Source organism: Nonomuraea sp. NPDC050540 (assembly GCF_044457485.1).
Classification (GTDB): Bacteria; Actinomycetota; Actinomycetes; order Streptosporangiales; family Streptosporangiaceae; genus Nonomuraea.
Genome location: NZ_JBITHA010000008.1, coordinates 251,692 through 278,438 on the forward strand (window position 1 = coordinate 251,692; position 26,747 = coordinate 278,438).

Annotated in this window: 27 protein-coding genes and 1 pseudogene; 19 read left to right on the forward strand and 9 right to left on the reverse strand. The window is 71.3% G+C overall.

Annotated features, from left to right (window positions below; all coding sequences use genetic code 11):
• The first annotated feature begins 2 nt into the window (after positions 1-2).
• Genes ACIBI5_RS28050 through ACIBI5_RS28090 form a run of 9 tightly spaced genes read left to right on the forward strand, consistent with a single transcriptional unit; the run spans position 3 to position 8,293 of the window.
• Complete coding sequence (locus tag ACIBI5_RS28050; RefSeq protein WP_397251709.1) at positions 3-881, forward strand: hypothetical protein; 879 nt, start codon at positions 3-5, stop codon at positions 879-881.
• A 14-nt stretch (positions 882-895) separates the two neighbouring features.
• On the forward strand, positions 896-1,768 hold the full coding sequence (locus tag ACIBI5_RS28055; protein ID WP_397251710.1) for a hypothetical protein: 873 nt from the start codon (positions 896-898) through the stop codon (positions 1,766-1,768).
• Positions 1,769-1,813: 45 nt separating this feature from the next.
• Complete coding sequence (locus tag ACIBI5_RS28060) at positions 1,814-2,146, forward strand: PadR family transcriptional regulator (RefSeq protein WP_397099006.1); 333 nt, start codon at positions 1,814-1,816, stop codon at positions 2,144-2,146.
• Positions 2,143-3,039: a hypothetical protein gene (locus tag ACIBI5_RS28065; RefSeq protein WP_397251712.1), complete on the forward strand. Its 897-nt coding sequence runs from the start codon at positions 2,143-2,145 to the stop codon at positions 3,037-3,039. Before ACIBI5_RS28060 ends, ACIBI5_RS28065 begins: the two co-directional genes overlap by 4 nt.
• Before the next feature lie 49 nt (positions 3,040-3,088).
• Positions 3,089-4,789 carry a peptidoglycan-binding protein gene (locus ACIBI5_RS28070; RefSeq protein ID WP_397251714.1) on the forward strand — a complete coding sequence of 567 codons (1,701 nt, stop codon included), beginning with the start codon at positions 3,089-3,091 and terminating at the stop codon, positions 4,787-4,789.
• Positions 4,782-5,459 carry an ABC transporter ATP-binding protein gene (locus ACIBI5_RS28075; protein WP_397251716.1) on the forward strand — a complete coding sequence of 226 codons (678 nt, stop codon included), beginning with the start codon at positions 4,782-4,784 and terminating at the stop codon, positions 5,457-5,459. The genes ACIBI5_RS28070 and ACIBI5_RS28075 overlap by 8 nt, the downstream gene beginning before the upstream one ends.
• A complete protein-coding gene (locus ACIBI5_RS28080) occupies positions 5,446-6,624 on the forward strand; it encodes an ABC transporter permease (protein WP_397251718.1) in 1,179 nt (392 codons plus the stop codon). The genes ACIBI5_RS28075 and ACIBI5_RS28080 overlap by 14 nt, the downstream gene beginning before the upstream one ends.
• Positions 6,625-6,635: 11 nt before the next feature.
• Positions 6,636-7,481: a hypothetical protein gene (locus ACIBI5_RS28085; RefSeq protein ID WP_397251720.1), complete on the forward strand. Its 846-nt coding sequence runs from the start codon at positions 6,636-6,638 to the stop codon at positions 7,479-7,481.
• The gene (locus ACIBI5_RS28090; RefSeq protein ID WP_397251722.1) at positions 7,481-8,293 is read left to right on the forward strand and encodes a hypothetical protein; all 813 of its coding nucleotides are present in this window, start codon (positions 7,481-7,483) and stop codon (positions 8,291-8,293) included. Before ACIBI5_RS28085 ends, ACIBI5_RS28090 begins: the two co-directional genes overlap by 1 nt.
• On the opposite strand, the gene ACIBI5_RS28095 is transcribed toward ACIBI5_RS28090, so the two are convergent.
• Together ACIBI5_RS28095 and ACIBI5_RS28100 are read right to left on the reverse strand one after the other, a co-directional pair.
• The gene (locus tag ACIBI5_RS28095; protein WP_397251724.1) at positions 8,290-9,279 is read right to left on the reverse strand and encodes an ROK family protein; all 990 of its coding nucleotides are present in this window, start codon (positions 9,277-9,279) and stop codon (positions 8,290-8,292) included. The genes ACIBI5_RS28090 and ACIBI5_RS28095 overlap by 4 nt on opposite strands.
• Positions 9,276-10,445, reverse strand: coding sequence for an FIST N-terminal domain-containing protein (locus ACIBI5_RS28100; protein ID WP_397251901.1), 1,170 nt, complete (start codon positions 10,443-10,445; stop codon positions 9,276-9,278). Before ACIBI5_RS28100 ends, ACIBI5_RS28095 begins: the two co-directional genes overlap by 4 nt.
• A 122-nt stretch (positions 10,446-10,567) precedes the next feature.
• Between ACIBI5_RS28100 and ACIBI5_RS28105 the strand changes: the two genes are divergently transcribed.
• From ACIBI5_RS28105 to ACIBI5_RS28115, 3 genes are all read left to right on the forward strand, one after another.
• Positions 10,568-11,995 (forward strand): sigma 54-interacting transcriptional regulator, encoded by a 1,428-nt coding sequence (locus ACIBI5_RS28105; protein ID WP_397251727.1) that lies wholly within the window; start codon positions 10,568-10,570, stop codon positions 11,993-11,995.
• Positions 11,996-12,053: 58 nt separating this feature from the next.
• On the forward strand, positions 12,054-12,755 hold the full coding sequence (locus ACIBI5_RS28110; protein ID WP_397251729.1) for a hypothetical protein: 702 nt from the start codon (positions 12,054-12,056) through the stop codon (positions 12,753-12,755).
• A gap of 123 nt (positions 12,756-12,878) precedes the next feature.
• A complete protein-coding gene (locus tag ACIBI5_RS28115) occupies positions 12,879-14,834 on the forward strand; it encodes a hypothetical protein (RefSeq protein ID WP_397251902.1) in 1,956 nt (651 codons plus the stop codon).
• Here the strand turns inward: ACIBI5_RS28115 and ACIBI5_RS28120 are convergent.
• Complete coding sequence (locus ACIBI5_RS28120) at positions 14,831-15,208, reverse strand: DUF6292 family protein (protein WP_397251731.1); 378 nt, start codon at positions 15,206-15,208, stop codon at positions 14,831-14,833. The genes ACIBI5_RS28115 and ACIBI5_RS28120 overlap by 4 nt on opposite strands.
• 114 nt (positions 15,209-15,322) lie before the next feature.
• On the opposite strand from ACIBI5_RS28120, the gene ACIBI5_RS28125 reads away from it, so the two are divergent.
• Both ACIBI5_RS28125 and ACIBI5_RS28130 read left to right on the forward strand, forming a co-directional pair.
• Complete coding sequence (locus ACIBI5_RS28125) at positions 15,323-16,087, forward strand: GntR family transcriptional regulator (RefSeq protein ID WP_397251733.1); 765 nt, start codon at positions 15,323-15,325, stop codon at positions 16,085-16,087.
• A 98-nt stretch (positions 16,088-16,185) separates the two neighbouring features.
• Positions 16,186-16,413: a hypothetical protein gene (locus ACIBI5_RS28130; RefSeq protein ID WP_397251735.1), complete on the forward strand. Its 228-nt coding sequence runs from the start codon at positions 16,186-16,188 to the stop codon at positions 16,411-16,413.
• A 1-nt stretch (position 16,414) separates the two neighbouring features.
• Here the strand turns inward: ACIBI5_RS28130 and ACIBI5_RS28135 are convergent, their stop codons facing one another.
• On the reverse strand, positions 16,415-16,837 hold the full coding sequence (locus tag ACIBI5_RS28135; RefSeq protein WP_397251736.1) for a DUF6292 family protein: 423 nt from the start codon (positions 16,835-16,837) through the stop codon (positions 16,415-16,417).
• 123 nt (positions 16,838-16,960) lie between these two features.
• Between ACIBI5_RS28135 and ACIBI5_RS28140 the strand changes: the two genes are divergently transcribed.
• Positions 16,961-17,086 (forward strand): hypothetical protein, encoded by a 126-nt coding sequence (locus ACIBI5_RS28140; RefSeq protein ID WP_397251737.1) that lies wholly within the window; start codon positions 16,961-16,963, stop codon positions 17,084-17,086.
• Positions 17,087-17,096: 10 nt separating this feature from the next.
• Entirely contained in the window at positions 17,097-17,525 is a 429-nt protein-coding gene (locus tag ACIBI5_RS28145) for a hypothetical protein (RefSeq protein WP_397251738.1), read from the forward strand.
• On the opposite strand, the gene ACIBI5_RS28150 is transcribed toward ACIBI5_RS28145, so the two are convergent.
• Together ACIBI5_RS28150 and ACIBI5_RS28155 are read right to left on the reverse strand one after the other, a co-directional pair.
• Positions 17,522-18,661 carry a cystathionine gamma-synthase gene (locus ACIBI5_RS28150; RefSeq protein ID WP_184967592.1) on the reverse strand — a complete coding sequence of 380 codons (1,140 nt, stop codon included), beginning with the start codon at positions 18,659-18,661 and terminating at the stop codon, positions 17,522-17,524. The two genes, ACIBI5_RS28145 and ACIBI5_RS28150, sit on opposite strands and share 4 nt — an antisense overlap.
• Before the next feature lie 109 nt (positions 18,662-18,770).
• Positions 18,771-18,983, reverse strand: a complete 213-nt coding sequence (locus tag ACIBI5_RS28155; RefSeq protein WP_379637629.1) for a hypothetical protein — start codon at positions 18,981-18,983, stop codon at positions 18,771-18,773.
• Positions 18,984-19,122: 139 nt separating this feature from the next.
• Between ACIBI5_RS28155 and ACIBI5_RS28160 the strand changes: the two genes are divergently transcribed.
• Positions 19,123-20,265 carry a sensor histidine kinase gene (locus ACIBI5_RS28160; protein ID WP_397251739.1) on the forward strand — a complete coding sequence of 381 codons (1,143 nt, stop codon included), beginning with the start codon at positions 19,123-19,125 and terminating at the stop codon, positions 20,263-20,265.
• A gap of 1,896 nt (positions 20,266-22,161) precedes the next feature.
• On the opposite strand, the pseudogene ACIBI5_RS28165 reads toward ACIBI5_RS28160, so the two are convergent.
• A pseudogene (locus tag ACIBI5_RS28165) lies at positions 22,162-22,338 on the reverse strand (hypothetical protein); the annotation flags it as partial.
• A 14-nt stretch (positions 22,339-22,352) separates the two neighbouring features.
• Positions 22,353-23,285, reverse strand: a complete 933-nt coding sequence (locus ACIBI5_RS28170) for a BTAD domain-containing putative transcriptional regulator (RefSeq protein ID WP_397251740.1) — start codon at positions 23,283-23,285, stop codon at positions 22,353-22,355.
• 63 nt (positions 23,286-23,348) lie between these two features.
• Between ACIBI5_RS28170 and ACIBI5_RS28175 the strand changes: the two genes are divergently transcribed.
• Positions 23,349-24,206: an NAD(P)-dependent oxidoreductase gene (locus tag ACIBI5_RS28175; protein ID WP_397251741.1), complete on the forward strand. Its 858-nt coding sequence runs from the start codon at positions 23,349-23,351 to the stop codon at positions 24,204-24,206.
• Here ACIBI5_RS28175 and ACIBI5_RS28180 read toward each other — a convergent pair.
• The gene (locus ACIBI5_RS28180) at positions 24,203-25,579 is read right to left on the reverse strand and encodes a cystathionine beta-synthase (RefSeq protein WP_397251742.1); all 1,377 of its coding nucleotides are present in this window, start codon (positions 25,577-25,579) and stop codon (positions 24,203-24,205) included. The genes ACIBI5_RS28175 and ACIBI5_RS28180 overlap by 4 nt on opposite strands.
• A 127-nt stretch (positions 25,580-25,706) precedes the next feature.
• On the opposite strand from ACIBI5_RS28180, the gene ACIBI5_RS28185 reads away from it, so the two are divergent.
• Positions 25,707-26,690 (forward strand): SGNH/GDSL hydrolase family protein, encoded by a 984-nt coding sequence (locus ACIBI5_RS28185; RefSeq protein WP_397251743.1) that lies wholly within the window; start codon positions 25,707-25,709, stop codon positions 26,688-26,690.
• The last annotated feature ends 57 nt before the right edge of the window (positions 26,691-26,747 follow it).

A 26,747-nucleotide genomic window follows, 5' to 3' on the forward strand; every position in this document is an offset into this window, starting at 1 on the left:
CGATGACGTACGCCGTCACGTTCGCCGCGGCACTCGTGCTCGTAGCCGGTTGCGCGGCCGAGCCCGCCCCACCTGCCGCCCCCCAGGCCGCGAGCAGCACCAAGGCGTCCGACAACGCGCACCGGATCCAGTCGATCGTCGGCGACTGTATGAAGGAGAAGGGCTTCAGGTACGTCCCCTGGGCGCCGCGGGTCAAGGCGCCCGAGACCGCGAGCGACCGGGCCTATCTCGGCGACTACGCGGCGATGAAGCAGGAGCGGGCGAAGAAGGGCTTCACGGTCTTCTACCGCTACGCGCATCCCGACCAGAAGGAGGAGGTGCTGTGGTCGTCGGAGGACAGCCCGAACAGCGCCATCATGCGGGACCTGTCACGCGCCCAGCTGGCGGCGTACGAGAAACAGCTGACGGCGTGCAAGTCCCGGGCGATCAAGGAGGTCACCGGCAAGGTCGTCAAGGATGACGACGACCGGTTCGCCCAGATGGACGAGACGGTCAAGAAGGTCCTGGATCGCGAGCTCAACGGTGACCCGAAGCTGGTCGAGCTGGCCGCGGAGATGGGCGCCTGCCTCAAGGGCAAGGGCTACTCCGTGGCCGACACGCGGCCGTCCACGCTCCACACCTGGGGCTGGCGGCTGTTCGAGGGCAAGGTCAAGGCGCTGGCCAAGAACGACGACCGGCCGGAGGACGAGGAGATGGCCAAGCACGGGCAGTACACGATGCCCATGATCTCCGTCGAGGACGGCCGGCGGTACTTCAGCCAGGAGGTCAAGGTCGCGCTGGACGACCTGGCGTGCGGCAAGGACTTCTACGCCGCCTACTCACCCAGGAACGCGGAGATCCAGCAGCGCGTGGCACTCGAATTCGGCAGCGGCGGGAGCTGACCATGACCAAGAAGATGAGCCTGGCCGTGGCCGCGCTGGCCGTGCTGACCGGCTGCGGGAACACGCAGGCGGGCGGTGAGCCAAAAGCGGGGGCTTCGGCTGCCCCCGGTACGGCGACCGCGGACAAACAACTCCAGATGGAGTCGATCCAGGCCGACTGCATGAAGCAGAAGGGCTTCAAATACGTCGCCTACGTGCCGCCGGAGGAGAAGCAGACCGCCGCCGAGATCAGGCGTGACAACGGCGATTACCAAGAAATGCGGAAACATCGCGAAAAATACGGCTTCGAGGTGTTCGCCGAGTTCATCTACCCGGGCGAGGTCGGCATCAGCAAGGAAGAGGCCAAAGTCGACAAGGATCCCAATACGAAGATCGTCGGCGACCTCTCCGCGGCTCAGCACACGTCCTACAAAAAGACGCGCGACACCTGCTTCGTCCTCGCGGCCAAGAAGGTCCTCGGCAAGAGCATCACGAAGAGGACAGACATCTTCCAGCAGTTCAGCCAGGCGAAGAACCTCATCGTCGCCAGAGAGGTGGACGGAGACCAACTGCTGGTCAGGCTCGCCTCGGCCATGGCCGACTGTCTGCGCGGCAAGGGCTACACCATCGCCAAGACCGCTCCGCGCGACATCTCCATGGCCGTCCAGGACTCGATCCACGACATGGCGACCCGGATCGGCGCGAAGCAGCAGGGCGTCGAGTTCAACCCCGGCTCGGGGGAGATCATCATGCCGGAACTCACCGCCGCCCAGGCCAAGCCCTATTTCCAGAAGGAGATCAAGGCCGCACTCGACGACCTGGAGTGCGGCAAGGACTTCTACCCGGTCTACAACCCCAAGGACCTGAAGATCAACAGCACGCTCCTCGCCGAATATGCGATGAGGTAAGGGGAACCTTGACCATGCTTCGCGCCTCGAAGTATCTTCTCAGCCATGTCTAGGGGATCGTCGGTGAGTGAGCAGACGTATTTCGTACTCGCCGCCCTCCTGGACGGCCCGCTCCACGGGCACGCGATACTCAAGCGCGTCGTCGAGCTCTCCCAGGACCGCGTCAAGCTCGCCGTCGGCACCCTCTACGGCGCGCTCGACCGCCTCACCGACAACGGCGTGATCGTGGTCGAGAAGGAAGAGGTCGTCAACGGCCGCAAGCGCCGCTACTTCCGCATCACCGACGACGGCCGTCGCCTGGTGGAGGAGGAGGCGCTGCGCATGCAGCAGGCCGCGTCGGTGGTCACCAGACGCACGCTCGGGATGACCTTCTCATGAGCCGGCTGGAGCGCCGCTACCGGTTACTGCTGCGCGCCTACCCCGACGGCTACCGCGCCGACTACGGCGACGAACTGCTGGACGTCCTGCTGACCACGGCAGAGCCCGACCGGGCGCTGCCTCCCCTGCGCGAGGCCGCCGCGCTGGTCAAGGGCGGCATCAGGACCCGCATCCTGCAGTCGGCGCACGGCCCGGCCTGGGCGGACGGGCTGCACCTCGCCGTGACGGTGCTCAGCCTGCTCAACCTGGCGGTGCTCATCCCCTACGCGAGCAGCGTCCCGCTGTGGGTGGGCGTGGCCGCGGCGGTGTTCCTGGCCACCCTGCTCGGCCGGGTACGTCTGGCGATCCCCCTGGCCGCCCTGCTCTCCGTCAAGACGCTGGCGATCACGCTGGCCAGGCCGTGGCTGGACGAGACGCTGCTGCCGGTCTTCGCCGACCGGCCGTGGCAGTCGACGCCCGCGCTCTACGCCAGCGGCGGCCCGATCGCCCCGGCCGTCGCCAACGGCCTCCTGATCCTCGGCCTCGTGGCGTTGGCCATTCGCGGCGAAACCCTCCACCGCCGTTCGTGGTGGTGGCTGGCCGCGGTGCCCGTGGCCGCCGGCGCGGATCCAGCCTGGCGCGACATCGTCGAAGCCACCCCTTCCGCGATGCTCCGCGTCGGGCTGGAGACCGCGCTGCTCCTGGCGGCGTGCTACGCCGGCCACGTGACGGCCGACCACCGCTGGTCGATCGCCGCGGCCCTCTACACGCTGCACAGCACGGTGGTGCTCGCCGAGAGCTTCACGCTCGTCGTCGTCGCCCGGCAGGAGAGCGCGCACTGGGCGCTGGTGCTCCTGCTGACCCTGGTCGCGGCGGTGCTGCCGTTCCGCGCCAGGCGCAACGTCCTGCTCTGAACCCCGCCGGCGCCACCGGCTCTCTTCAGCATGCCCCTTTGGAGTTCCCATGAAGTCGCCGCGGAAGCTTCTCGCCGCCGTCCTGGCGGGCGTCCTGGCCATCGCGGGCGCGGGCTGGTTCCTGAGCACCCGCCTGCGCTCGCCGGCCGACGAGGCGGCCCGCCGTATGCCGCCCAAGGCCAGTCTCGTCACCGCGGCGGTCGAGCGCCGCACGCTCGTCAGCACCGTCGCCGTCAACGGCACCCTGGAGTACGGCTCGCCGTTCCCGATCACCCTCGCCGGGGTGGTCGGCGGGCCGGCCGAGCTGCAACGTGCCACGCGGGCCCCGCGCCAGGGCAGGCTGCGCGAGGGCGGCGTGCTGATGGAGGTCAACGGGCGGCCGGTGTTCGCGCTGCGCGGCAAGGTGCCGATGCATCGCACGGTCGCCCCGGGCACCGAGGGCGACGACGTCGAGCAGTTGCAGCGGGCGCTGCGCAGGCTCGGGTTCGGCGCGCCGGTGACGGGGGTGTTCGACGCGGCCACGGTCGCCGCGGTCACCCGGCTGTACGCGAAGGGCGGCTATGAGGCCCAGCGGCCCGCGTTGGCCGACCGGCAGGCGCTGGACACGTTGCGCAAGGCCGTACAGACGGCGAAGGAGACGCTCGCGCTCGAACAACGCGCGCTCGACCAGGGGCGCGACGTGCTGCCTCTGAAGATCAAGCTCGGCAACGCCGAGGACGAGCTGCGCGCGGCCGAGAGCGCGCTGGAGGAGGCGGAGGACGGACGGCTCACGCCCGAGGACCAGGCCAAGGCGGACGCGGCCGACTCGGCCGTGCGCGCGGCCGAGGAGAAGCTGCTCGAAGCCGAGCAGGCGCTGGCCGAGGCGAACAGGCCCGCCCCCACGCCGTCACCCTCGCCTGGCGCCGACACCCGCCTGCTGGAGCTCAAGGTCGCCAACGCCGGGGCGGAGCTGGATTCCGCCCGCCGGGCGCGCGACCGGCTCGCAGAGGAGAGCGCGCAGGCCCGCATGAAACGCCTGCGGGAGCTGCGTACGGCCGTGCGCACCGCGCAGGAGGGGTTGGTCACCGCCGAGCAGGCGCTGCGGCACGCCCGGCAGGTCTCCCCCGCCAAGCTCAAGGTCGCCCACGCGAAGAAGGACGTGGCTGCGGCGTCGGCGCTGCTCAGCGAGTTTCTGCGCACGTTCGGCACGTCGATCCCGCCGGGCGAGGTGGTGTTCCTGCCCGCGCTGCCCGCGCGGGTGCACAAGGCGAAGGTGAAGGCGGGCCAGATGGTCGAGGACGAGGTGGCCACCGTGACCAGTTCGTCGTTCATGGTGTCGGGATCGGTGGAGCCCGGCGAGGCCGGCCTGCTGCGCGAAGGGCTCAAGGCCAGCATCGAACTCGACTCGGGTCAGACCTATCCGGCCACGCTCAGCGCGGTCGGCGACAAGGCCAAGGTCCCCGGCGAGGAGGCGCCACCGCAGGGCAACCGGCCCGTGCTGATCACCCCCGAGTCGATGAAGGGGCTCAAGGGCCTGTCCGGGACCGCCGTCGCCGCCAAAGTGACCGTGGGCGCGACCGACGAGCCGGTGCTGGTGGTGCCGGTCGCCGCGGTCGTCACCGCCGCCGACGGCAGGGCGCGGGTGCAGGTCGAGACCGCGCCGGACCGGACGAGAGAGGTCGAGGTACGGACCGGGCTGACCGCCGACGGCCAGGTCGAGGTGAGCGGCGACCTCAAGGAGGGCGACCGGGTGGTGATCAGCGGTGCCTGAGCCGGTCATCGAGCTGGAGCTGGTCTCGAAGGAGTTCCCCTCCGACCCGCCGGTCCGCGCGCTCGACGAGGTCAGCGTGGCCGTACGGCAGGGCGACTACGTGGCCGTCGTCGGCCCGTCGGGCTCCGGAAAGTCGACCCTGCTCAACGTGCTCGGCCTGCTGGACCGTCCCACCTCGGGCAGCTACCGGCTGGACGGCACCGAGACCACCACCCTGCGCGACGGGGCGCGGACGAGGCTGCGCGGCGACCGGATCGGCTTCGTCTTCCAGTCCTTCCACCTGCTCGCGCACCGCAGCGTGGTGGAGAACGTGATGCTGGCCGAGGTCTACGGCGCCCACCCCCGCAAGAACCGGCGGGAACGCGCGCTCGAAGCCCTGGACCGCGTGGGACTCTCCCACCGGACCGGCTTCCCGCCCGACCGCCTGTCCGGCGGCGAACGCCAGCGCGCCGCCATCGCCAGGGCGCTCATGGGCGGCCCGTCCCTGCTGCTGTGCGACGAGCCCACCGGCAACCTCGACAGCCGCAACACCGACGCCGTGCTCGCCCTGTTCGACGACCTGCGCGCGCAGGGCCTGACGATCGTCGTCATCACCCACGACAACGAGGTCAGCCGGCGCGCCGGACGCCGGGTCAGGATCACCGACGGGGTGCTCAGTGAAGATTCGTGACCTGTGGACCGAAGCGCTCGCCGGCATGCTCGCCAGGCCGGTGCGCTCCGCCCTGACCACGCTCGGCACGGTGCTCGGCATCACCACGCTCGTCGTCACGCTGGGCGTGGCGGCCACGGCGGGCAACCAGATCGTCGGCCGCTTCGACGAACTGGTCGCCACCGCCGTCACGGTCGAGGTGCCCGAGCAGAAGAACGCCCCGCTGGTGAGCTGGGACGCCGTCTCCCGGGTGACCAGGCTGCGCGGCGTCACCTCGGCCGCCGCCGTGGCCGAGACCAAGGACAGCGCCAACCTGTCCGTCCGCTCCAACGACCTGGTGGACCCCACCCGGGTGACCGCCCAGACCTTGAGCGTCCTGGCCTCGACCACGGATCTGCCGCGGGCCGCCCGGGGCCGCATGGTCGCCGGCCGGTTCTTCGACGCCGGGCACGTGCGGCGCCAGGACCGGGTGGCGGTGATCGGCGACCAGGCCGCCAAGCTGCTGGGCGTCGGCAGCCTGAAGCGCGCGCCGGCCATCTTCATCGGCAAGCACGCGTACACGGTCATCGGGGTGCTCGGCGAGCTGCGCCGCGAGCGGAACCTGGCGATGGCGGTGATGATCCCGCCGAGCGCCGGCCGCCAGTTCGGCCTGCGCGACGTGACCCGGGTCCTGATCAACACCAGCCTCGGCGCCGCCGACCTCATCTCCCACCAGGCCCCGTCCGCGCTCAGCCCGGGGAACGACGGCCTGCTCCACATCATCGCCCCGCCCAGCCCGATCAGGGCCCGCGACAAGGCGCAGGACGACGTCAACGCCCTCTTCCTCATCCTCGGCCTGGTCTCCCTCGTGGTCGGCGCCGTCGGCATCGCCAACGTGACGCTGGTGACCTTGATGGAGCGGGTCTCCGAGATCGGCCTGCGCCGCTCGCTGGGCGCCGCCCGGCGGCACATCGCCGCGCAGTTCCTGCTGGAGTCCACGCTGACCGGGCTGACCGGCGGCGTGATCGGCGCCTCTCTCGGGGTGGTGACCATCGTCGCCGTCTGCGCGGTCAAGGAGTGGACGCCCCTCCTGGACGTACGGCTGGCGCTGGCCGCCCCCGTGGCCGGGGCCGTCGTCGGCCTGATGGCCGGGCTGTATCCGGCGCTGCGGGCGGCCAGGATGGAACCTGTGGACGCGCTGAGATAGTGTCCGCCCCGATGGGACTCCGGCAACTGGCCACCGCGCTGACCATCCTTTTGGTCAGCGCCTCAAGCACGCTGCCCGCCGTACCGTCCGTCGCGCACCGGCCGCCGCTGTCGCCCAAACAGCTCAGGGAGAGCCTGATGGCGGACTGCATGAAGCGGCACCGCTTCCGCTACATCCAGGACCTCGAAGCGCCGGTCCCCGTGACGGAGGCGGAGCGCGGGCTGACCGAGGGCGACTACGCGGCCATGCTGGCCGACCGGGAGAAGCACGGTTTCCGGATCTTCGCCCGGTTCGTCTTCCCCGACGACACCGGCCCCGGGGGCGTCGCGGCCTATCGCATGCACCCCAACACCGAGATCATCAAAGCCCTGTCGCGCGCTCAGGCGCAGGCCTATTTCGAGGCCCAGACCTCGTGCTACGCCTGGTCGGCGGGGAAAGCGCTCGGCCGGAAGGTGACGGGCTACGAGGACCTCGACGCCCAGCTCAAAGTAGCCGCGGAGGCGGCGATGCAGCGCGCGCTCGACTCGGACTTCCAGCTGACCGCGAGCGCGCGGGACTATGCCGCCTGCCTGAAGTCCAAGGGCCGCCCCGTGGCCGACCCGCGTCCGAGCCAGATCACCTCACAGGTCCAGAATTCGCTGCTCGACCAGTTGTGGGAGCTCGGCCGCCGCCAGTGGCCCCGGATGCGGGGCAACGTGATGCCCGACCTGTCCCGCTTCGAGGCGGCGCCGTACTTCCGGGAGGAGGTGCGGGCCGCCCTGGACGACCTGGAGTGCGGCAAGGACTTCTACCCCGTCTACCAGCCGCGGGCGAACGCCGTCCACGCCCGCGTCAACCGGGAGTGGGGGCAGGAGTAGTGCGGGGGTCGCTGGCGTTCGCGCTGGCCACGGTGATGGTCGCGGGCCCCGCGGCGCCCGTTCCCGAGTCCGGGGCGACGCCGGTGGCGAACCGGCGCGAGACCCTCATGGCCGCCTGCATGAAGGAGCAGGGGTTCAGGTACATCCCGGCCGACTCCCCCCGGCGCCCGCCGAGCCAGAACACCCCCGAGCAGGAACGCCGGAGCCGGGCCACGTACGGCTTCAAGGTCTTCGCCATGTACGTCCACACCACCGACAAGGAGGCGGGCGGCCTCGCGGCACTCCCCTTCGACCCGAACGACCGGCTGACCTCGGCGCTGTCCCTCACGCAGCTACGCGCCTACAGCCGCGCCTACGACGTCTGCCTCGGTTCGGCGGTACTGCGGCTCACAGGCAGGCAGGTCACCGGGCGCTTCGACCTCGACCGGAAGCGGAAGAAGGCGTTGGGTCAGGCCCTGGCGCGGGAGTTCGACAGCTACCCCCCGGCACGGATGTCCGCCCGCAAATATGCCGCCTGCCTGGAGGACTACGGCTACACGGTCCGCTCGGCCCTGCCCAGCCGGATCTCCAGCCAGCTGATGGAGTCGTTCGTCGCCGAACGCAACCGGCTGGCCGGCGCGGAGTTCCCGATCCGGAAGGAGGGCGTGGAGTATCTGCCGACGCTCTCGCCCGCTCAGGCCGGGCCGTACCTGGACAGGGAGATCAAGGCGGCGCTGGCCGACCTGACCTGCGCGACGCGGACCTTCAGGAGGACCCACCAGAGACAGGCCGAGACAAGGGAGCGCGTCGCCCGGGAATGGGCGATCGACTAAGCCGCCCAGTACCTGTCGCCGCCCAGGAGCAGCGCCGCCGCGCCCACGAGGCCGGCCTCCTGGCCGAGCAGGGCCGGGACGACGGACAGGCGGCGCGCGAAGTCCATGCGCGCGTGCTCGCGCAGCGTCCGCTCCAGCGGCTCGAACAGCAACGCGCCCGACTGCGCCAGCCCGCCGCCGATCGTCACCACGTCCAGGTCGCACAGGTGTGTGGCGGAGGCGATCGCCAGGCCCAGCGCCTGTCCGGCCCTCGCGAGGGCCGCGCGGGCGATCGGGTCGCCGTGGCGCGCGTCGGCCGCCAGCATCTGCCCCGTCGCCTCTCGATCCTCCCGGTACGGCCCAGCCGCCCCTTCCGCCCTCTCAGCCCCTTCCACCCCCTCAGCCTGCTCCGCCCCCTCCACCCGCGAGGGCGTCCAGCCCCGCCCCTGCGCCCACGCCACGAGCGCCGGCCCGCGCGCGACGGCCTCCAGGCACCCGTGGCCGCCACAGCCGCAGGGCGGACCGCCGGGCTCCACGATGACGTGCCCGATGTGCCCGGCGTTGCCGGTGCCGCCGTTGACGAGCCGGTCGCCGAGGATGAGACCGCCGCCGACTCCGGTGGAGACGACCATGCCCAGCATGTTGGCCCTGCCGCGCCCGTGGCCCTTCCAGTGCTCGGCGACGGCCAGGCAGATGGCGTCGTTGTGGACGCGCACGGGCTTGCCGGGGAAGCGGGCGGCCAGCCGTTCGCCGAGGGGGAAGGCGCGCCAGCCGGGGATGTTGAGCGGCGAGACCTCGCCGGAGGGCCAGTCCATGGGCCCGCCGCAGCCCACGCCGACGCCGCTGAAGCCGTCGTAGGGCTCGATCAGCGTGAGCAGGGTCTTCCACAGGGTCTCGGCGTCGGCTTCCTGCGGGGTGGCCAGGCGGCGGGTGCGCCGTACGGCGCCGTCGGGGGCGACCAGGGCGGCCGCCATCTTGGTGCCGCCGACGTCGATCGCGAGGATCACCGGCTGCCCGAGGAGAAGACCAGGACCGAGGCGGTGAAGCCGTGGACGTGGTTGTGCCCGGCGACCGGGCCCACCTCGCCGGCGGCGAAGAATCCGGCCATGCCGATGTGGCCGAGGGTGTCGCGCAGGGCGACGGCGTCGTGGTCGGCGGTGCCGAACATGGCGGAGCCGCGGCCGTTGCAGGCGAACAGCAGCGCGCCGTCGACCTTGCCCAGCTCTTCGCGGTGGGCGTCGAGCAGGTCGTAGAGGTCCTCGTCGGCGGTGGCGGCGTCGCGTACCTGGAAGCGGACGGTTCTGCCGACTTCGACGACGTCGCCGATGGCGACCGCCTCCCGGTCGGGGTCGATGCCGAGGACGCCTCTGATGAGGAAGTCGCCGCGTTCGTGGCGCTCGGCGTACTCGTCCATGGCCAGGCCGATCTGCAGGCCGGAGGCGACCAGGTCGCGGTCGTCCTCGTCGAGGTCGCTGACGATGTCCTCCAGGCGGGCGAGGGCGGGCTGGCCGGCCAGTTCGAGCAGCAGGTTCTCCTCGGCGCGGGTGACGACCATGGTGGGGCCGATCGGACGGCAGCCCTGGCTGACCACGGTGCTGACGTTGACCTGGCCGCTGATCAGCACGCCGATGGCGCCCTCGGTGTAGACCTGGCCGTCGGCGAACAGGCGGACCGAGCCTCTGCCGCTCATTCCGTTGGCGAGGCCGCCGATGATCGGCAGGTTGCCGAGCACGTCCACGGAGCGCTCGACGAACGCGTCCGTGGGAAAGGTGTACGGGTCGGCCATCAGGACGGCCACGTGGTCGTCGGCGCCGCGTTCCGGCAGGCCGACGACGACGAAACGGTCTTCGGCGGTCAGCGTCTCCAGGGCGAAAGTGGTCAGTCTGGCGCCGTCGAGCGTCGCCGCCCAGGCGCTGACGGACGGCGCGAGTTCGACGCCCTGACCGTCGCCGATCACGCCGGTGGCGCTGCAGCCGATCACGTGCGCGTCCGGCGCGAGCGCCATGGCCCGGCGGCCGGCCTCCGCCACGTCGTCGGGGTCATCGCCGCAGATGAAGAAACAGACCAGGTCGGCCTTGCCGGCAAGCCTCGACAGGGCCTGCCCCACAGCGCGTTCGGCGGTCGCGCTCAGGTCGGATCCCACGGCGAGGCCATCAGCGAAGCGGCTCGTCATCAGGGCCACGCGTCTCGCCTCCCTTGCTGTTGCTGGTTCCCTTAGGCCCGATTCTCCCCACTGGAGCAACAAGCACGCGCACGAACCGTCACGCAATAGTCAAGATCCGAAATCTCACCACGATGCGAACGGCTCGCAGGAGACGTAGTCTCGTTCCCGTGCATCAGCCTCGAATTCTCCGCGAGCTGCGAGCGAGCGATCACGTTCATCGCAGTGTCAAAGCAGAGGTCCGCCATAATCTGCTGACCAAGCTGCGGGCAGGCGAGCCCCGTTTTCCCGGCATCGTGGGCTTCGACGACTCGGTCCTGCCCCACCTCGAACGCGCTCTGCTGGCCGGGCACGACCTGGTCCTGCTGGGCGAGCGCGGCCAGGGCAAGACCCGGCTCATCCGCACCGTCACCGGCCTGCTCGACGAGTGGACCCCGGTCGTGGAGGGCTGCGAGATCAACGACCATCCCTACGCGCCGGTCTGCACCACGTGCCAGCGCAAGGCGCGGGAGATGGGCGACGAGCTGCCGGTCGCCTGGAAGCACCGCGACGAGCGCTACGGCGAGAAGCTGGCCACGCCCGACACCTCGGTCGGCGACCTGATCGGCGACGTCGACCCGATCAAGATCGCCGAGGGGCGCACGCTGGGCGACCCGGAGACCGTCCACTACGGCCTGGTCCCGCGCACCAACCGCGGCGTCTTCTCCGTCAACGAGCTGCCCGACCTGGCCGAGCGCATCCAGGTCTCGCTGCTGAACGTGCTGGAGGAGCGCGACATCCAGGTACGCGGCTACAACCTGCGCCTGCCCCTGGACATCCTGCTCATCGCCAGCGCCAACCCCGAGGACTACACCAACCGCGGCCGGATCATCACGCCGCTGAAGGACCGTTTCGGCGCCGAGATCCGCACCCACTACCCGCAGTCGGTCGAGGACGAGCTCACGCTCATCCGCCAGGAGTCGATGCCCGACATCGGGGCCGACATCCCCGAGCACCTGATCGAGGTGATCGCCCGCTTCACCCGCCTCGTGCGCGAGTCGACCGCGGTGGACGCCCGCTCGGGCGTCTCGGCCCGCTTCTCCATCGCCGCCGCCGAGACCGCCGCCGCCTCCGCGGTGCGCAGGGCCGCCATCACCGGCGAGGAGCACGCGGTGGCCCGCGTCTGCGACCTGCCGAGCATGGTGCCGACGCTGCGCGGCAAGGTCGAGTTCGAGGTCAGCGAGGAGGGCAGGGAGACCGAGATCCTGGCTCACCTGCTGCGCCGGGCGACGGCCGAGACGTTCAGAAACCGCCTGGGCGGCACCGACCTCGCGCCGCTGACCGACAAGTTCGCCGAGGGCAGCCAGGTGGAGTCGGGCGAGCTGGTCCCGGCCGCGGAGCTGCTGCGCCGGATCGGCCCGGTCAACGGCCTGGCGAAGATCATGGCCAAGCTGGGCATGGGCGCCGGCGACGAGTCGCCCGGTCACGCCGCGGCGGCCCTGGAGTTCGCGCTGGAGGGCCTCTACCTCATGCGCCGGCTGTCGAAGGACGATCTTGACGGAGTGAACGTCTACCGCACGTGAACATCGGGGCGGTCCCGCGCGTCCAACCTGGTAGTTCACGACACCGGGGGACCGCCCAATGCACTCTCTGCTCATCGCCGCGCTCGTCGCCGCGGCTCCGCTGACACCCGCCACCACCACCAGCGCCACCACCGTGTACGGCTACGCCTGGGCCGACGGAGCCGGCACCCTGCGGGTCACACCGGTCACGGCCACCCGTGACGGCAAGAAGTACAGGCTGGCCGCCACGAAGGGCGCCAAGGAGCTCAGGCTGGGCTACGGCTCGGCCGGCTTCAGCCGCCTGACCGTCGCCTGCGGGCTGAAGGAGACCGAGGGCCGCATCGCCCAGGACGCCCACGGCCTCGGCAAGACCCGCTGCACGCCCAAGGACCTGGCCTTCACGCTCCAGCTCGGCCCGAACCCCGTGAAGATCGTCTACTCGGGCAAGAAGGCGATCAGGATCAGCGAGTTCCAGCCGGCCAAGTGGTACACCCAGACCGCCAAGGGCGTGATCAAGCGCGTGGACGCCGACACCGTCGCCTACGGCACGCGCCACCTCACCTACACCTGGCGCCTGACCTTCAACCGGGTCACCGCCAAGTGCGGCGACGGCTGGCTGACCGGCAGGCCCGTCAACGCCGACGACGACGGCCTCGGCACCAAGGGCTGCACGAACAAGGACTTCTCCAAGGTCTTCAAGGGCGGCAACCTCGCCGTGGTGCACTACAACCCGTTGAGCAACGAGCTGCTGAGCGTGTGGGAGGTCTTCGGGGACGCGTGACCGTGACGGCGGGCGCCCCGTCCGACGTGAGAAGCGACCCCCACGATCGGCGGAAACCGGCGGCGGCGGGTGGTGTGGGGGCGGCTTGCCGTAACAGAAGAACAAAAGACGAGTTAGCGTGAGATCGTGGCTTATCGCTATGGCGAGTATCAGGACGGCCCCGATCCCCTCGCGCCGCCTTATGACGTGCGAGCGGCGTTGGACGAGATGGGCGATGCGATCCTGTCCGGTTCCACACCCGTGCACGCGCTGCGTGACCTGCTCAAGCGCGGCCTGCCCGGCGCGCGCGACCGCCGCGGCCTCGACGAGATGCTCCGAGAGGTACGGCGCCGCCGCCGGGAACTGCGCGAGAGCGGCAGGCTCGACGGCACCCTGGAGCGGGCCCGCGCGCTGCTGGACAAGGCGATCGGCCAGGAGCGCGCCGAGCTGTTCCCCGACCCGTCCGACGCGGCCAGGATGCGCGAGGCCGAGCTCGACGGCCTGCCCGAGGACACCGCCGGCGCCATCCAGCAGCTGAGCTCCTACGAGTGGCGCTCGGCCGCGGCCAGGCAGACCTTCGACGAGCTACGCGACCTGCTGCGCAGGGAGGTGCTGGACACCCAGTTCCGCGGGCTGCGCGAGGCGCTGGCCAACCCCGACCCGGCGGCCATGGAACGTGTGCGCCAGATGGTCGCCGCCCTCAACGAGATGCTGGAGCGCGACTCCCGCGGCGAGCACACCCAAGCCGACTTCGACGCCTTCATGGCCACGTACGGGGACATGTTCCCCGAGAAACCGCGCACGCTGGAAGAGCTGGTCGACATCCTCGCCCGCCGGGCCGCCGCCACGCAGCGCATGCTGGCCTCGATGACCCCGCGCCAGCGCGAGGAACTCGGCGGCCTCATCAACCAGACCCTGGAGCAGGCCGGGCTCGGCGAGCAGATGCGCCGCCTGGGCGACGCCCTCACCGCCCGCCGCCCCGACCTCGCCTGGAACACCCCGGAACGCCTCACCGGTGACGAGCCGCTCGGCATGGGCGACGCCGTCACCGCCCTGGAGGAGCTGGCCGACCTCACCCAGCTGGAGGCGGCACTGCGCCAGGACTACCCCGGCGCCAGGCTCGACGACATCGACGAGGCCGCCGTACGCCGGGCGCTCGGCCGCTCGGCCGTCGACGACCTGGAGGCGCTGCGGCGCATCGAACGGGAACTGGAGGAGCAAGGCTATCTGCTGCGCCGGCGCGGGAAGCTGGAGCTGACGCCCAAGGCGGTGCGCAGGCTCGGCGAGACCGCGCTGCGCCGCGTGTTCGCCTCGCTGGACGCCGGGCGGCGCGGCGACCACGAGCAGCACGACGCGGGCTCGGCCGGCGAGCTGACCGGGTCCTCGCGGCCGTGGCGCTTCGGGGACGAGCAGCCCATCGACGTGGTGCGCACGCTGGTCAACGGCATTCGCAACGGCGGCGGCCGTACCTCGGGAGGTCTGCGGTTGTCCGTGGACGACTTCGAGGTCGCCGAGACCGAGCGGCGCACCGCGGCGGCGGTCTGCCTGCTGGTGGACCTGTCGTACTCGATGGCGCTGCGGGGCACGTGGGCGGCGGCCAAGCAGACCGCGCTGGCGCTGCAGGCGCTGGTGGCCTCGAAGTTCCCGCAGGACGCCGTGCAGATCATCGGCTTCTCCAACTACGCGCGGGTGCTGCAGCCGGACGAGCTGGCCGGGCTCGACTGGGACATGGTGCAGGGCACGAACCTGCACCACGCGCTACTGATCGCCGGGCGGCACCTGGACCGCCATCCCGACTTCGAGCCGGTCGTGCTCGTGGTCACCGACGGCGAGCCCACCGCGCACCTCATGCGCAACGGCCGCTCGGCCTTCGAGTGGCCGCCTTCCCACGAGACGCTGGAGCTGACGCTGGCCGAGGTCGACAAGATGACCAGGCGGCGGGCCACGATCAACGTGTTCATGCTGGCCGCCGACGACCGGCTGCGCGAGTTCGTCGACGAGGTCGCCCGCCGCAACGGCGGCCGGGTGTTCTCGCCCAGCGCCGAACGGCTGGGCGAGTACGTGGTCAGCGACTTCCTCCGGCTGCGCCGCGCCCGCTAGACGAGGGCGTGGCGGCCCAGCCGGGCGTCGAACCCGTCGTGCAGGTCGCGGAAGGAGCGGTAGGCGACTCTGGTACGGCCGCCGCCCCGCGCCATCAGCGCGGCCACCTCGGCCGGCTCGGGCAGCACCCCGCCCCCGAGGTAGCGGACCCCGGCCAGGACCGTCCGCACACCCCGCTCACCCGAGACGAACCGGCCGCGGCGCCACCCGCTCTCCTCGTCCCACACCAGGGCGTCGCCTCCCTCCAGCAGGATCGTCGCGTCCCGCGGGTCGAAGGGGTCGTCCCACCACATCACATGCTCCACCGCGGCTGCTACCGACGACACGTAACCCAGGGGCAACCTCAGCCATTCCTGGCTATAGGGAACCGGCATCCTGATTCTGCCTTTCCTCTCGGGAAATGGGACGGAAGGAAATCGTCCCGCCGGGCGGCGAAGCTGTAAAGCCAGGACCTAGACCGCTCATACCAATAAGCGGACAATGAGAGCATGTCCGAGCCGCTCTACCGCAAGGTGGCCGACGACCTGCGGAAGAAGATAACCGCCGGGTCCCTTCAGCCAGGTCAGCGCCTGCCGTCCCAGTCGGAGCTCGAGCGGCTCTTCGGCGTCTCCACCAACACCGTCCGCCTGGCGATCGCCGTCCTGGCCAACGAGGGCCTGGTGGAGTCGCGGCAGGGGCTGGGCACGTACGTGAACACGCGGCTGACCTTCACCATGGTCATGTCGAACAGGGAGGGCCTGCGCACGGCGAGCGGCAAGGACGCCTTCACCTCCGCGGTGGAGGAGCAGGGCCGCCAGCCCGCGCAGGAGGGCTTCACCATGGAGTTCCGGGAGGCGAGCCCGAAAGTCGCCTCCTACCTGCAGATCCCTGAAGGTTCCGTGGTGGTCGTGCGCCTGTCGCGGCGGCTGGTCGACGGGGAGAGCTGGTCGCTGCAGGACTCGTTCTATCCGCTGGACGTGGCCGAGGGAACGGGCCTGATGTTACCCGTCGACCTGGAGCGCGGCACGATCCGCGAACTGGCCGACCACGGCCACGTGCAGGTCCGCCATCGCGACGTGGTGCTGGCCAGGATGCCGACGCCGCAGGAGGTCCCGTTCTTCGGCCGCAGGGCGGGGGTGCCGGTGGTCGAGGTGATCAGGACGGCGTACTCGGCCGAGCGGCCGATCCGGCTCACGGTGGCGATCTACGCCAGCGATATGACCCACCTGGCCTACGAAATCAATTATGCAGGCTCCGGCCACTTATCCCAATAAGTGTAGTCAATTGTATTCCGCCAACCCAGATCACCTGGCGGTTCCTCTTCTATGTCCACCTATTGATGACAGGCGGGGTGCCGCTGCCATAATTACCCATGGATTTGTACCTCATGATCCCGATCGCCTTGATCGGAGGAGCGACCGGCACGTTCGTCATGATCGTGCTCAGTGTCCTCAGAGAGGACTGGCGCGGGTCACCGACCCACCGCGCCCCAGGGCCCTTCTCCCGCTGCACCCGCGGGATCCTCGGCCTTCACGTGAACAACACCGACTGCACGCAGTGCGCCGCCCAGGAAGGGCGTCAGACCGTCACACCCGCCTGAACTAGGCACGCACCAGGCCGGACCAGAAGTCCAGCGCGACATCGAACCCGTCCCGGCAGTTGCGGTGCGAGCGGTAGCAGGGCCGCCAGGCGCTGCTCGCACCGATCCCGAGCCGCGCGTCCGACAGGGCCGCGGGAACCCGCTCGGGCCGGGGCAGCAGACCGCCACCCAGATAGCGCACATCGGCCAGCTCGGTGTGCTCGTCACGGGCCCCGGAGAGGAAGCGGCCGAGCCGCCAGCCGCTCTCTTCGTCCCACACCAGCGCCGAGCCGCCGGTCACCAGGACCGTCGCCGCACGCGGCTCGCCGGGCCCCTCCCACCATTCGGCCACCTCGGCGTCGAGCACTTCGACCACCTGTTTCACGTAGCAGCGCGGCTGACGCTGCCACTCATCGGTGTACGGCTCGACGTGCCTGACGGCCACGACGGCACCCCCTTGTGCCTGAACGGATGAAAACGGCGGTACGCAACGATACCCGGGCTGAACTTATTCCGTTGCCAGGGCGTCTAGTCATTACGGAGGATATTCGGGGAAGGAGGGAGTGCCATGTTCGCAATGGTCTTGCTCATCATGATCATGGTCATCACCGTGACGTCCTTCGAGCTGTGCATGCGGTGCTCCCGCAAGAGCGAAGAGAGTGTCGAGCCACAGGCCGAGATCGCCGGGGACTAGTCTCTGCGGCATGTCCCTGCTTATCTGGCTGCACATCGCCTTCGCGATCTTCGCGGTCGGGCCGCTCACCGCGCTGACGCACGCCGCCCCCCGCGCAATTCGCACCAAGAACGCCGCGTTGCTGACGTTCATCCACCGCTCGACCCGGCTCTACGCCCTGCTCTCGCTGGGCGTGCTGATCTTCGGCATCGGAGCCGGGGTCATCGCCGGGAACGGCACCTTGGGCAAGTGGAACATGACCGCGTCCATGACGTTGTTCATCGTGGCCGCGGTCCTGATCGTCCTCGTCGAACGCGACCTGCGCACCGCCGTCCAGGCGTTGTCCAGCGAGACCCCGGACGACGACGCGAAGGTGCAGACAGGACGGATCGCCGCCATCGCCGGCGTGGTCACGCTGATCTGGCTGGCGATCCTGTTCCTGATGGTCGTGCCGTCCTAGCCGAGTGCCCGGGTGAGGTCGGCGAGCAGGTCGTCGACCGTCTCGATGCCCACCGACAACCGCACCAGGTCGGCCGGGACCTCCAGCGGCGAGCCCGCCGCCGACGCGTGGGTCATCCTGCCCGGGTGCTCGATCAGCGACTCGACCCCGCCGAGCGACTCCCCCAGTGTGAACAGCTCGGCGCGGTTGCACACCTCCACGGCGGCCTCCTCGCCCCCCGCCACGCGGAACGACACCATGCCGCCGAAGCGCTTCATCTGCTTGGCCGCCACCTCGTGGCCGGGGTGCTCGCCCAGGCCCGGGTAGAGCACCTGGGTCACCTTCGGGTGCGCCAGCAGCAGGTCGACCACCCGCTCGGCGTTGTCGCAGTGGCGGTCCATCCGCACGCCCAGCGTCTTGAGCCCGCGCAGCGTCAGCCACGCGTCGAACGGCCCGGCCACCGCGCCCATGGCGTTCTGGTGGTAGGCCAGCTCGTCGCCCAGCTCCTTCGAACGCGCCACCAGCGCGCCGCCGACCACGTCGGAGTGGCCGCCCACGTACTTGGTCGTGGAGTGCACGACGATGTCGGCCCCCAGCTCAAGCGGCCGCTGCAGGTACGGCGAGGCGAAGGTGTTGTCCACGACCAGCAGCGCGTCGTTCTCGTGGGCCAGCTCGGCGAGCCCGGCGATGTCGGCGATGCCCAGCAGCGGGTTCGTCGGCGTCTCCACCCAGACGATCTTCGTCTTCTGCGTCATGGCCCCGGCGACGGCGTCCAGGTTCCCCAGCGGCACCGGGTCGTAGCGCAGCCCCCAGCGCTCGTTGACCTTGGCGAACAGGCGGTAGGTGCCGCCGTAGGCGTCGTTCGGGATGATGACGTGGTCGTTCGGCCGGCACACGGTGCGCAGCACGGTGTCCTCCGCGGCCAGGCCGGAGGCGAACGCGAGCCCCCGCGCGCCGGCCTCGACCGCGGCCAGCGCCTCTTCGAGCGCGGTCCTGGTCGGGTTGGCCGAGCGGCTGTACTCATAGCCCGAGCGCAGTCCGCCCACGCCGTCCTGCTTGTAGGTGGACGTCGCGTAGATCGGCGGGACGACCGCGCCGGTCAGCGGGTCGGGCTCCTGACCTGCGTGGATCGCCAGCGTTTCGAATCCGTTGCTCATACCCGCCACGGTAACGGAACCGGCCCGCGATTCCGTCCCCCAACGGTCTCGCGGGCCGATCCCTCCCCCAAGGCTCGCCGGCGCCATGCCCGCCGCCGCGAGCCCTGTCTCAGGCCGCCTTGGGCTGGCGCCGGTCGCCGGTACGGCTCGGCAGCTGAACCACCTCACCCTCGTGCACCGCACGCGGCGCGTGGATGTGGCGGCCGCTGCCGCCCTCGGCGGGCTCTCCGTTGATCCTGGAGAGCATCACGGGGTCGGCCAGCGCGAGCAGTACACCCACGACCAGTCCCACACCCAGCAACACGAATCCGATGACGACCATTTCCCCGTCTCCCTTCCGACATATCCAGCATCGGTGACGACCCACCCCTTCCACCTCCGCTGAAGGTCTGGTCTGCGGCGTCGCCACTCGGCCGAACGGTTGATACGGGTGCTCCGACTTCCGGCTTAGGCTCGATGCCGTGGGGGACACCAAGCGCTTCGTCTACTGGATCCGCAGACTCAGCGAAATCGCCATGATCGGCTGGCTGGGCCTGATGCTGATGATCGACGTGGCGGCCGCCGCCAGCGTCGGCGGACCCCAGTGGCTGGTGCCCTTCTGCGGCATCGCCGGCATCGCCGCCGTGCTGGCCCGGCACAAGCGCCGGGTCGAGGGCTTCACCTTCTTGCTGGCCTTCAGCTTCGTCACCTCCACGATCATCAGCGCCACCGACTACGACGGCGTGCCCGGCATGGCGGAGTCCGGCGCGGTGCTCATCCTCACGATCGGCGTGCTGCGCCACATCCAGCCTGTGCGCAAGGCCGCCGTCTTCGCCCTGGTCGCCCTGGTCGTCCTGCTGGCGGAAGCCGCCGGCCGCGACTACCAGAACGCGGGCCTGGCCTTCTCGTTCCTGCTGTTCGCCGGCTGGTCGCTGGCGGCGGGCGTGGGCGGCTACCTCCGCTTCCAGCAGGAACGCCGCTCGGAAGCCGTCTTCTCGGTACGCCGCGCCGAACGCCTGGAACTGGCCAGAGAGCTCCACGACCTGGTCGCCCACCACATCACCGGCATCGTCGTCCAGGCCCAGGCCGCCAAGACCGTCGCCGAGATGAAGCCGGAGGCCGTGGTGCCCGCCCTCGACGCGATCGCCGGAGCCGGGGCGGAGGCGCTGACGTCGATGCGCCGCCTGGTCGGCGTGCTGCGCGCGGAGGACGAGGCGGAGCGCAGGCCCGGCACCACACTGGCCGACCTGCGCCTGCTGACCGAGCGCTTCTCCGCCAGCGGGCCGAAGGTGGCCTTCGAGATCGGCCAGGGCGTCGGCGACGGTACGCTGCCGCCCGAGGTCGTCACCACCCTGCACCGCGTGCTGCAGGAGGCGCTGACGAACGTGCGCAGGCACGCGCCCGGCGCGGCCTGGGTCGAGGCGGACCTGCGCGCCTTCCCCAATCTGGTGCGGCTGCGGGTACGTAACTTCGGGTCGGCCTCAGACCCCAGGGTGGCCCGGCTGGGTGGCGGCTTCGGCCTGGTCGGCATGGCCGAGCGGGTGGAGGCCCTGGGCGGCAGGCTCTTCGCCGGTCCCACGCCCGAGGGCTACTGGGAGGTGATCGCCGAGTTCCCGCTCGCCTGAGCGGAAGGCCTCGGTGAAGGCCCCGGCGTCCAGGCTCGTCCTGACGCGGGCGGTGATCCGGTCGACGTCGAGCCGCTCGCCGTCGGGCAGCGGGGCGCCCACCGACTTCCTCATGGCGGCGGCCGTACCCAGGTGGCGGGCGGCCTCCTCGGCGCGACCGGCCAGCGAGAGCGCGCCCGCCAGCCCTTCGAGCGCCAGCGCGACCGCGCGCGGGTCGCCGGTGGAGACGGCGGCCGCGTAGCCCTCCTCCTGCCGGGCCAGCGCGGTCTCGGCGTCGCCCCGCTGCTCGGCGGCGAAGCCCAGCTCGGCCAGCGCGAACGCGATGCCCGGCGTGCCGCCGACCTGCCGCAGCCAGGCGAACCACGGCAGCAGATGGTCCTCGGCATCGGCGAAGCGGCCCTGGCGGCGCGCGCTGATCGCCAGCCCGATCACGGCGTGTTCCTCCGCGGACTTGACCGACTGCTCGACCGCCAGCGCGCGGGCCCGCTCGTGGTAGTCGTCGGCGCGCGCGTAGTCGCCCTCCAGCAGCGCCAGACGGCCCAGCCCGGAGAGCTTGAACGGCGAGGCGATGCCCAGCTCCCCCGCCAGGCGCAGCTGCTCCTCGCGCAGCCCGGCGGCCCGCGCGTAGTCGCCGCGGATCTCGGCCGCCAGGTCGAGCGCGTCCATGGCCTCGGCCTGACCCCAGCGGTCGCCGAGCTCACCGAAGATCTCCAGGCTGCGGGCGCCGTCACGCTCCATGGCCGCCAGGTCGCCGCGGCCCACCGCCAGCCTGGCCCGCAGCGCGAGCGCCGCGGCCACGCCCCAGCGCTCCCCCATCGCGCCGAACGCCGTCAGCGCCTTCTCCACCTGGTCGTCGTGGACGGAGAAGCCGCCGTAGGCCCAGGCCACATGGCTGAGGAACCAGTCGTGCAGGGCCCGCCCCAGCGGATCCAGGTCCGCGTACGGCACCGCCTCCGCCGGCTCGCCGATCACCTTGGTGAACCCGGCCAGCCACATGGCCGCCATCGCGCTCTGCCCCGATGGCCCGCCCCTGGTCAGCGCGTAGGCCAGCGACCTGCGCGCCTCGCCCAGCCGCCCGCGCAGGAACCAGTACCAGGCCATCGCGTTCACCAGCCGCAGCGGCTCCGGCCCTTCGAGCGCCAGCCGCAGGTTGCCGCTCTCCTGGTCGAGGCGTTTCAGGCAGCCGCGCTGGCCGTGCCCGCGCAGGTCGGCGCGCTCGGCCAGCGCCGTGTAGTAGCGCGCGTGCCGTTCCCTGACCAGCTCGTACTCACCGGCCTCCCGCAGCCGCTCCACCCCATAGGCCGCCACCGACTCCAGCAGCCGGAACCGCGGCCCCGCCGTGACCAGCGAGCGGTCGACCAGCCTGGCCAGCAGGTCGAGCACGTCGTGGCCCGGCTCGGCGCACACCTGCTCCGCCGCCTCCAGCGTGCACCCGTCAGCGTGTACGGCCAGCCGCCGCAACACCAGCCGCTCCGGCTCCGACAACAGATCCCAGCTCCAGTCGATCATCGCCCGGAGCGTCCGCTGGCGCGCGGGCGCGTCCCGCATCCCGGTGTTGAGCAACCGGAACCGGTCGTCCAGCCGTCTGGCCAGCTCATCGGCCCCGAGCGCCCGGACCCGCGTCGCGGCCAGTTCCAGCGCCAGCGGGATGCCGTCCAGCCTGCGGCAGATCGTGCGTACCGCCGGGCCCGGCTCGATGCCGGCCCGCGCCGCGAACAGGGCCACCGCGTCGTCCTCGGCCAGCGGCGGCACCACGTGGACGCGCTCGCCGGTCACGCCCAGCGGCTCCTGGCTCGTGGCCAGCACGCGCAGTTCCGGCGCGGCCTTCAGCAGGGTCGCGGCCAGCCGGGCCACCGGCTCGACCAGATGCTCGCAGTTGTCCAGCACGAGCAGCGCCCGCCTGCCGCTCAGCGCCCGCGCGATCCGCGGCTCCAGCGGCTGCGAGGAGTCGTCGCGCACCCCGGCCACCGCCGCCAGCACGTCGGCCGGGTGGGTGGTACCGGTGAGCTCGGCGAGGTACACCCGCTCGGTGCGGCGGCGGGCCACCTCCAGGGCGAGGCTGGTCTTGCCCACGCCGCCGGGGCCGGTCAGCGTGACCAGCCGGTCGCGCCCGAGCCGGGCGACGACCTCGGCGAGCTGGTCGTCCCTGCCGACCAGCGGGGCCAGGGCGGCGGGCAGGCGCGCCGGCGCGGAGCGGTCGTCACGGGCCTCGGACCCGGGGTCGCCGCGCACGATCTCCGGGCGCGGCCCGGGGTCCTGGCCCACCGTCTCCGGGCGCAGCTCGGGCCTTGGCGCACCGGCTTCAGGCGCAGCTCGGGGTCCTGGCGGAGGATCTTGGTGTGGAGCTCGGCCAGCTCCGGCGACGGGTCGAGGCCCAGCTCTCCGGCCAGCCTCTCGCGCAGGTCGGCATACGTGGCCAGGGCCTCGCTCTGGCGGCCCTGGCGGTAGAGGGCGCGCATGTGGACGGCTCTCAGCCGCTCGCGCAGAGGGTGCTCGGCCACCAGGCCGGCCACCTCGACCGGCTCGCCGAGGGCCAGCCGTACCTCGGACAGCTCTTCGACGGCGGCCAGGCGCAGCTCTTCCAGTCGCGCGATCGCGGGCCTGGCGAAGTCGAGGTCGGCCATGTCGGCGTAGGCGGGGCCGCGCCACAACGCCAGCGCCCGGCCCAGCTCGGCCGCGCGTTCGTGCGGCGGGACGGCGCGGCGGGCGAGCAGTTCCTCGAACCGGGCCGCGTCGACCCATTCGGCCACGATCCGGTAGCCGCCGGGTCCGCGCACGACCAGGCCGGGATCGCCCAGGGCTCGCCTGAGCTGCGAGACGCGGGCCTGCAGGGTGCCGGTCGGGTTGCGCGAGGGGCGCTCGCCCCACAGGTCGTCGATCAGCCGGTCCGCCGAGACCGGGCGGCCCCCGTGCACGAGCAGATCGGCCAGGAGCGCGCGCACCTTGGGCTCGGCCACGTGCAGCGGCTCATCGTCGTCGGCCCACACCGCGAGCGGTCCCAGCACCCCGAATCTCACCACGTACCGATTAAACCCGTAGCGGGTCCGTGGAGATTCCGTAGCGGCCTCTCGCAGGGTGAAGCCATGACGACTCAGGTGACAGTGATCGGCCTCGGGCCGATGGGCGCCCAGATGGCGCGGACGTTTCTCAAGGCCGGCTTCGAGGTGACCGTGTGGAACCGGACGGCCGCCAAAGCCGATCCTCTGGTGGCGCTCGGCGCCAAGCGGGCCGAGCGGCCCACCGGCGACCTCATGGTGATCAGCCAGCTCGAGTACCAGGCGATGTACGACAGCCTCGACGGCGTGGACCTCGACGGCAAGGTGCTGGTCAACCTCAGCTCCGACACCCCGGCCAAGCTGCGGGAGGCCGCGGCGTGGGTGGCGGAGCGCGGCGGTGTGCTGATCACGGCGGGGATCATGGTGCCGCCGCCCGGCATCGGCGAGCCGGGCTCCTTCGCCTTCTACAGCGGGCCGCGCGAGGTGCTCGACCGGCACACCGCGACGCTCGCGGCGCTGGGCGAGGTGGTCCACGTGGGCGCGGACGAGGGCTTGGCGATGATGTACTACCAGTCGCAGCTGTACGTGTTCTGGTCCACGCTGACCGCGTACATGTACTCCGCCGCGCTCCTCGGCAGCGCCGGGGTGAAGGCGGCCGACAGCGTGCCCTTCTTCCAGGGGCTCGTGGGCTCGGTGGCGGGCGACGGGCCGATGGGCTATCTGAAGATCCTCAGCGAGGAGATCGACGCCGGCGTCTACCCGGGCGCGGAGAACAGCCTGCACATGCAGGCCGTCGGCATGGAGCACGCCCTGCACGCCTTCCGCGAAGCCGGGCTGGAGACCTCCATGCCGGCGGCGCTGAAGGAGCTGTTCGCGCGCACGGACCGGGAAGGGCACGGCGCCGACGGCCTCGGCGCCGTGATCGAATCGATCAAGAAGCCCTAGTGCGCGGAGTTGGCCAGGAAGGCGAGCAGGTCCTGCCGGGTGAGCAGCCCGGCGGGCTTGCCGTCCTCCAGGACCACCGCGGCGTCCGCCTTCTCCAGCGCCTCGACCGCCCGCGCCACCGGCTCGCCGCCGCCGATCGTGGGCAGCGGCTGCGACATATGCTCGGCGATCGGGTCCTCGGCCTTGAGCCGCCCCCGGTAGAGCGCCTCCAGCAGGTCGCGCTCCACGATCGAGCCGACCACCTCGGCCGCCATGACCGGCGGCTCCTCCTTCATGACCGGCAGCTGTGACACCGAGTACTCGCGCATGATCGCGATCGCCTCGCCGACCGACTCGTGCGGGTGCACGTGCACGAACTCCGGCAGCCCCGCTCCCTTGCGGGCCAGCACGTCGGCCACCAGCCCCTCGTCGGAGGAGGTCGTCAGGAAGCCGTAGTCGGCCATCCAGTCGTCGTTGAAGATCTTCGACAGGTAGCCGCGCCCGCCGTCGGGCAGCAGCACGGCGACGATGTCCGTCGGAGCGGCCTTGGCGGCCACGCGCAGCGCCGCCACCACCGCCATCCCGCACGAACCGCCCACCAGCAGCCCCTCCTCGCGGGCCAGGCGGCGGGTCATGTTGAAGGAATCCTTGTCGGAGACCGCGATGATCTCGTCGCAGATCGTGGTGTCGTAGGTGGCCGGCCAGATGTCCTCGCCCACCCCTTCCACCAGGTACGGCCGACCCGACCCACCGGAGTACACCGAGCCCTCGGGGTCGGCGCCGATGATCTTCACCCGGCCGCCGGAGACCTCCTTGAGGTAGCGGCCCGTGCCGCTGATCGTGCCGCCCGTGCCCACGCCCGCCACGAAGTGGGTGATCCGGCCGTCGGTCTGCTCCCACAGCTCCGGCCCCGTGGAGTGGTAGTGGGAGTCGGGGTTGTTCTCGTTGGAGTACTGGTCGGGCTTCCAGGCGTTGGGAATCTCCCTGGCCAGCCGGTCGGAGACCGAGTAGTAGGACTCGGGGTGGTCGGGCGAGACGGCCGTCGGGCAGACCACGACGTCGGCGCCGTAGGCGCGCAGCACGGCGATCTTGTCCTGGGCGACCTTGTCGGGGACCACGAAGACGCACCGGTAGCCCTTGGTCTGGGCCACGATGGCCAGGCCGACGCCGGTGTTGCCCGAGGTCGGCTCCACGATCGTGCCGCCGGGCCGCAGCGCTCCCGACTGCTCGGCGGCCTCGATCATGCGTACGGCGATGCGGTCCTTGACCGATCCGCCGGGGTTGAAGTACTCGACCTTGGCGAGCACCTGGGCAGGCAGTCCCGCGGATACCTTGTGCAGCCGGACGAGCGGGGTGTTCCCCATGAGCTCGACCAGGGAATCGTAAACGCGCACCGAGGTGTTCACCTTCTTTACCGAAGCTTGGTCAGCTTGCCAGGCGCCGAGATCCCCAGGGGGTGGCGGGCGCTCGGCTAGTTTCAGACAAACGCTACCGCCAGTGGGGTCGAGGGGGGCACGCTACGTGATCTGGACACCGGGGGTGGCGCGGGCGGCGCGGAAGATCGCAGCCGCTGCCGCGCTCGGAGGCGGCGGGCTGACGGCCCTGGGAGCCACGGCCTACGGCCTTCTCATGGCGGAGAGCCTGGTCGCGCGCAAGGTGATCGGCCGTCCGCACGGCATGGAGGGCCCGCCGTCCGACGGCGTGTACGGGGACTTCTCCGGCGAGCCCGTGCGGCTCGTCATGCTCGGCGACTCGACCTCCGTCGGGCTCGGCATGACCGATCCGGCCACGACGCCGGGGGTGCTGCTCGCCCATGGCCTGGCCGCCGTGGCCGAGCGCCCGGTGCGGCTCGACGTCTTCGGCCGTTCCGGGGCGCCCTCCGCCGATCTGGGCGAGCAGGTGGACCAGGCGCTGCGGGTGCGGCCCGAGATCGCGATCGTCTTCGTGGGCGCCAACGACGTCACCACCCAGACGCCGCCCGCGGTGGCGGTGCGGCATCTGTCCAAGGCGGTGCGCCGGCTGCGGGAGGCGGGGGCGGAGGTGGTCGTGGGGACCTGCCCGGACCTGGGGACCGTACGCCCGCTGGCGCAGCCGTTGCGCTGGGTCACCCGGCGGTGGAGCCGCCAGCTGGCCGCCGCGCAGACGGTGGCCGTGGTCGAGGCGGGCGGCAGGACGGTCGCCTTCGCCGACATCCTCGGCCCAGAATTCGCAACAAACCCGGGCGAAATGTTCGGACCGGATCGTTTCCATCCATCTGACCGAGGTTACGCCCAGGCCGCTTACGCGGTGCTACCTTCTGTATGCGCTGCGTTGGCGTTGTGGCCCGAGCCGCGACCCGTCCGTGGCGAAGGACTGCAACCGATCTACCTTGCGGCGGCCACGGCCGCGGAGGAACCCGGAACCGAGGTCAGCGCGACCCGGGTCGCCGGGCGGGCGACCGGCCCCTACGGAAAGTGGGTGACGTTGTTCCGCCGGCGACTGGGAGAGCTGCTCAACGACGCCTGACCCCGGTCACCCTCCGAGGCCGAGCCGCCACGCCCCGTCCCCACTGGAGATGGATAG

Coding starts and splice junctions, on each gene's coding strand:
- ACIBI5_RS28050 (WP_397251709.1), top strand. CDS start 3: ATGACGTACGCCGTCACGTTCGCCGCGGCACTCGTGCTCGTAGCCGGT.
- ACIBI5_RS28150 (WP_184967592.1), bottom strand. CDS start 18,661: ATGAGCAACGGATTCGAAACGCTGGCGATCCACGCAGGTCAGGAGCCC.
- ACIBI5_RS28125 (WP_397251733.1), top strand. CDS start 15,323: ATGTCCGAGCCGCTCTACCGCAAGGTGGCCGACGACCTGCGGAAGAAG.
- ACIBI5_RS28155 (WP_379637629.1), bottom strand. CDS start 18,983: ATGGTCGTCATCGGATTCGTGTTGCTGGGTGTGGGACTGGTCGTGGGT.
- ACIBI5_RS28100 (WP_397251901.1), bottom strand. CDS start 10,445: ATGACGAGCCGCTTCGCTGATGGCCTCGCCGTGGGATCCGACCTGAGC.
- ACIBI5_RS28110 (WP_397251729.1), top strand. CDS start 12,054: ATGCACTCTCTGCTCATCGCCGCGCTCGTCGCCGCGGCTCCGCTGACA.
- ACIBI5_RS28060 (WP_397099006.1), top strand. CDS start 1,814: ATGTCTAGGGGATCGTCGGTGAGTGAGCAGACGTATTTCGTACTCGCC.
- ACIBI5_RS28175 (WP_397251741.1), top strand. CDS start 23,349: ATGACGACTCAGGTGACAGTGATCGGCCTCGGGCCGATGGGCGCCCAG.
- ACIBI5_RS28055 (WP_397251710.1), top strand. CDS start 896: ATGAGCCTGGCCGTGGCCGCGCTGGCCGTGCTGACCGGCTGCGGGAAC.
- ACIBI5_RS28140 (WP_397251737.1), top strand. CDS start 16,961: ATGTTCGCAATGGTCTTGCTCATCATGATCATGGTCATCACCGTGACG.
- ACIBI5_RS28130 (WP_397251735.1), top strand. CDS start 16,186: ATGGATTTGTACCTCATGATCCCGATCGCCTTGATCGGAGGAGCGACC.
- ACIBI5_RS28070 (WP_397251714.1), top strand. CDS start 3,089: ATGAAGTCGCCGCGGAAGCTTCTCGCCGCCGTCCTGGCGGGCGTCCTG.
- ACIBI5_RS28120 (WP_397251731.1), bottom strand. CDS start 15,208: ATGCCGGTTCCCTATAGCCAGGAATGGCTGAGGTTGCCCCTGGGTTAC.
- ACIBI5_RS28145 (WP_397251738.1), top strand. CDS start 17,097: ATGTCCCTGCTTATCTGGCTGCACATCGCCTTCGCGATCTTCGCGGTC.
- ACIBI5_RS28085 (WP_397251720.1), top strand. CDS start 6,636: ATGGGACTCCGGCAACTGGCCACCGCGCTGACCATCCTTTTGGTCAGC.
- ACIBI5_RS28105 (WP_397251727.1), top strand. CDS start 10,568: ATGCGAACGGCTCGCAGGAGACGTAGTCTCGTTCCCGTGCATCAGCCT.
- ACIBI5_RS28065 (WP_397251712.1), top strand. CDS start 2,143: ATGAGCCGGCTGGAGCGCCGCTACCGGTTACTGCTGCGCGCCTACCCC.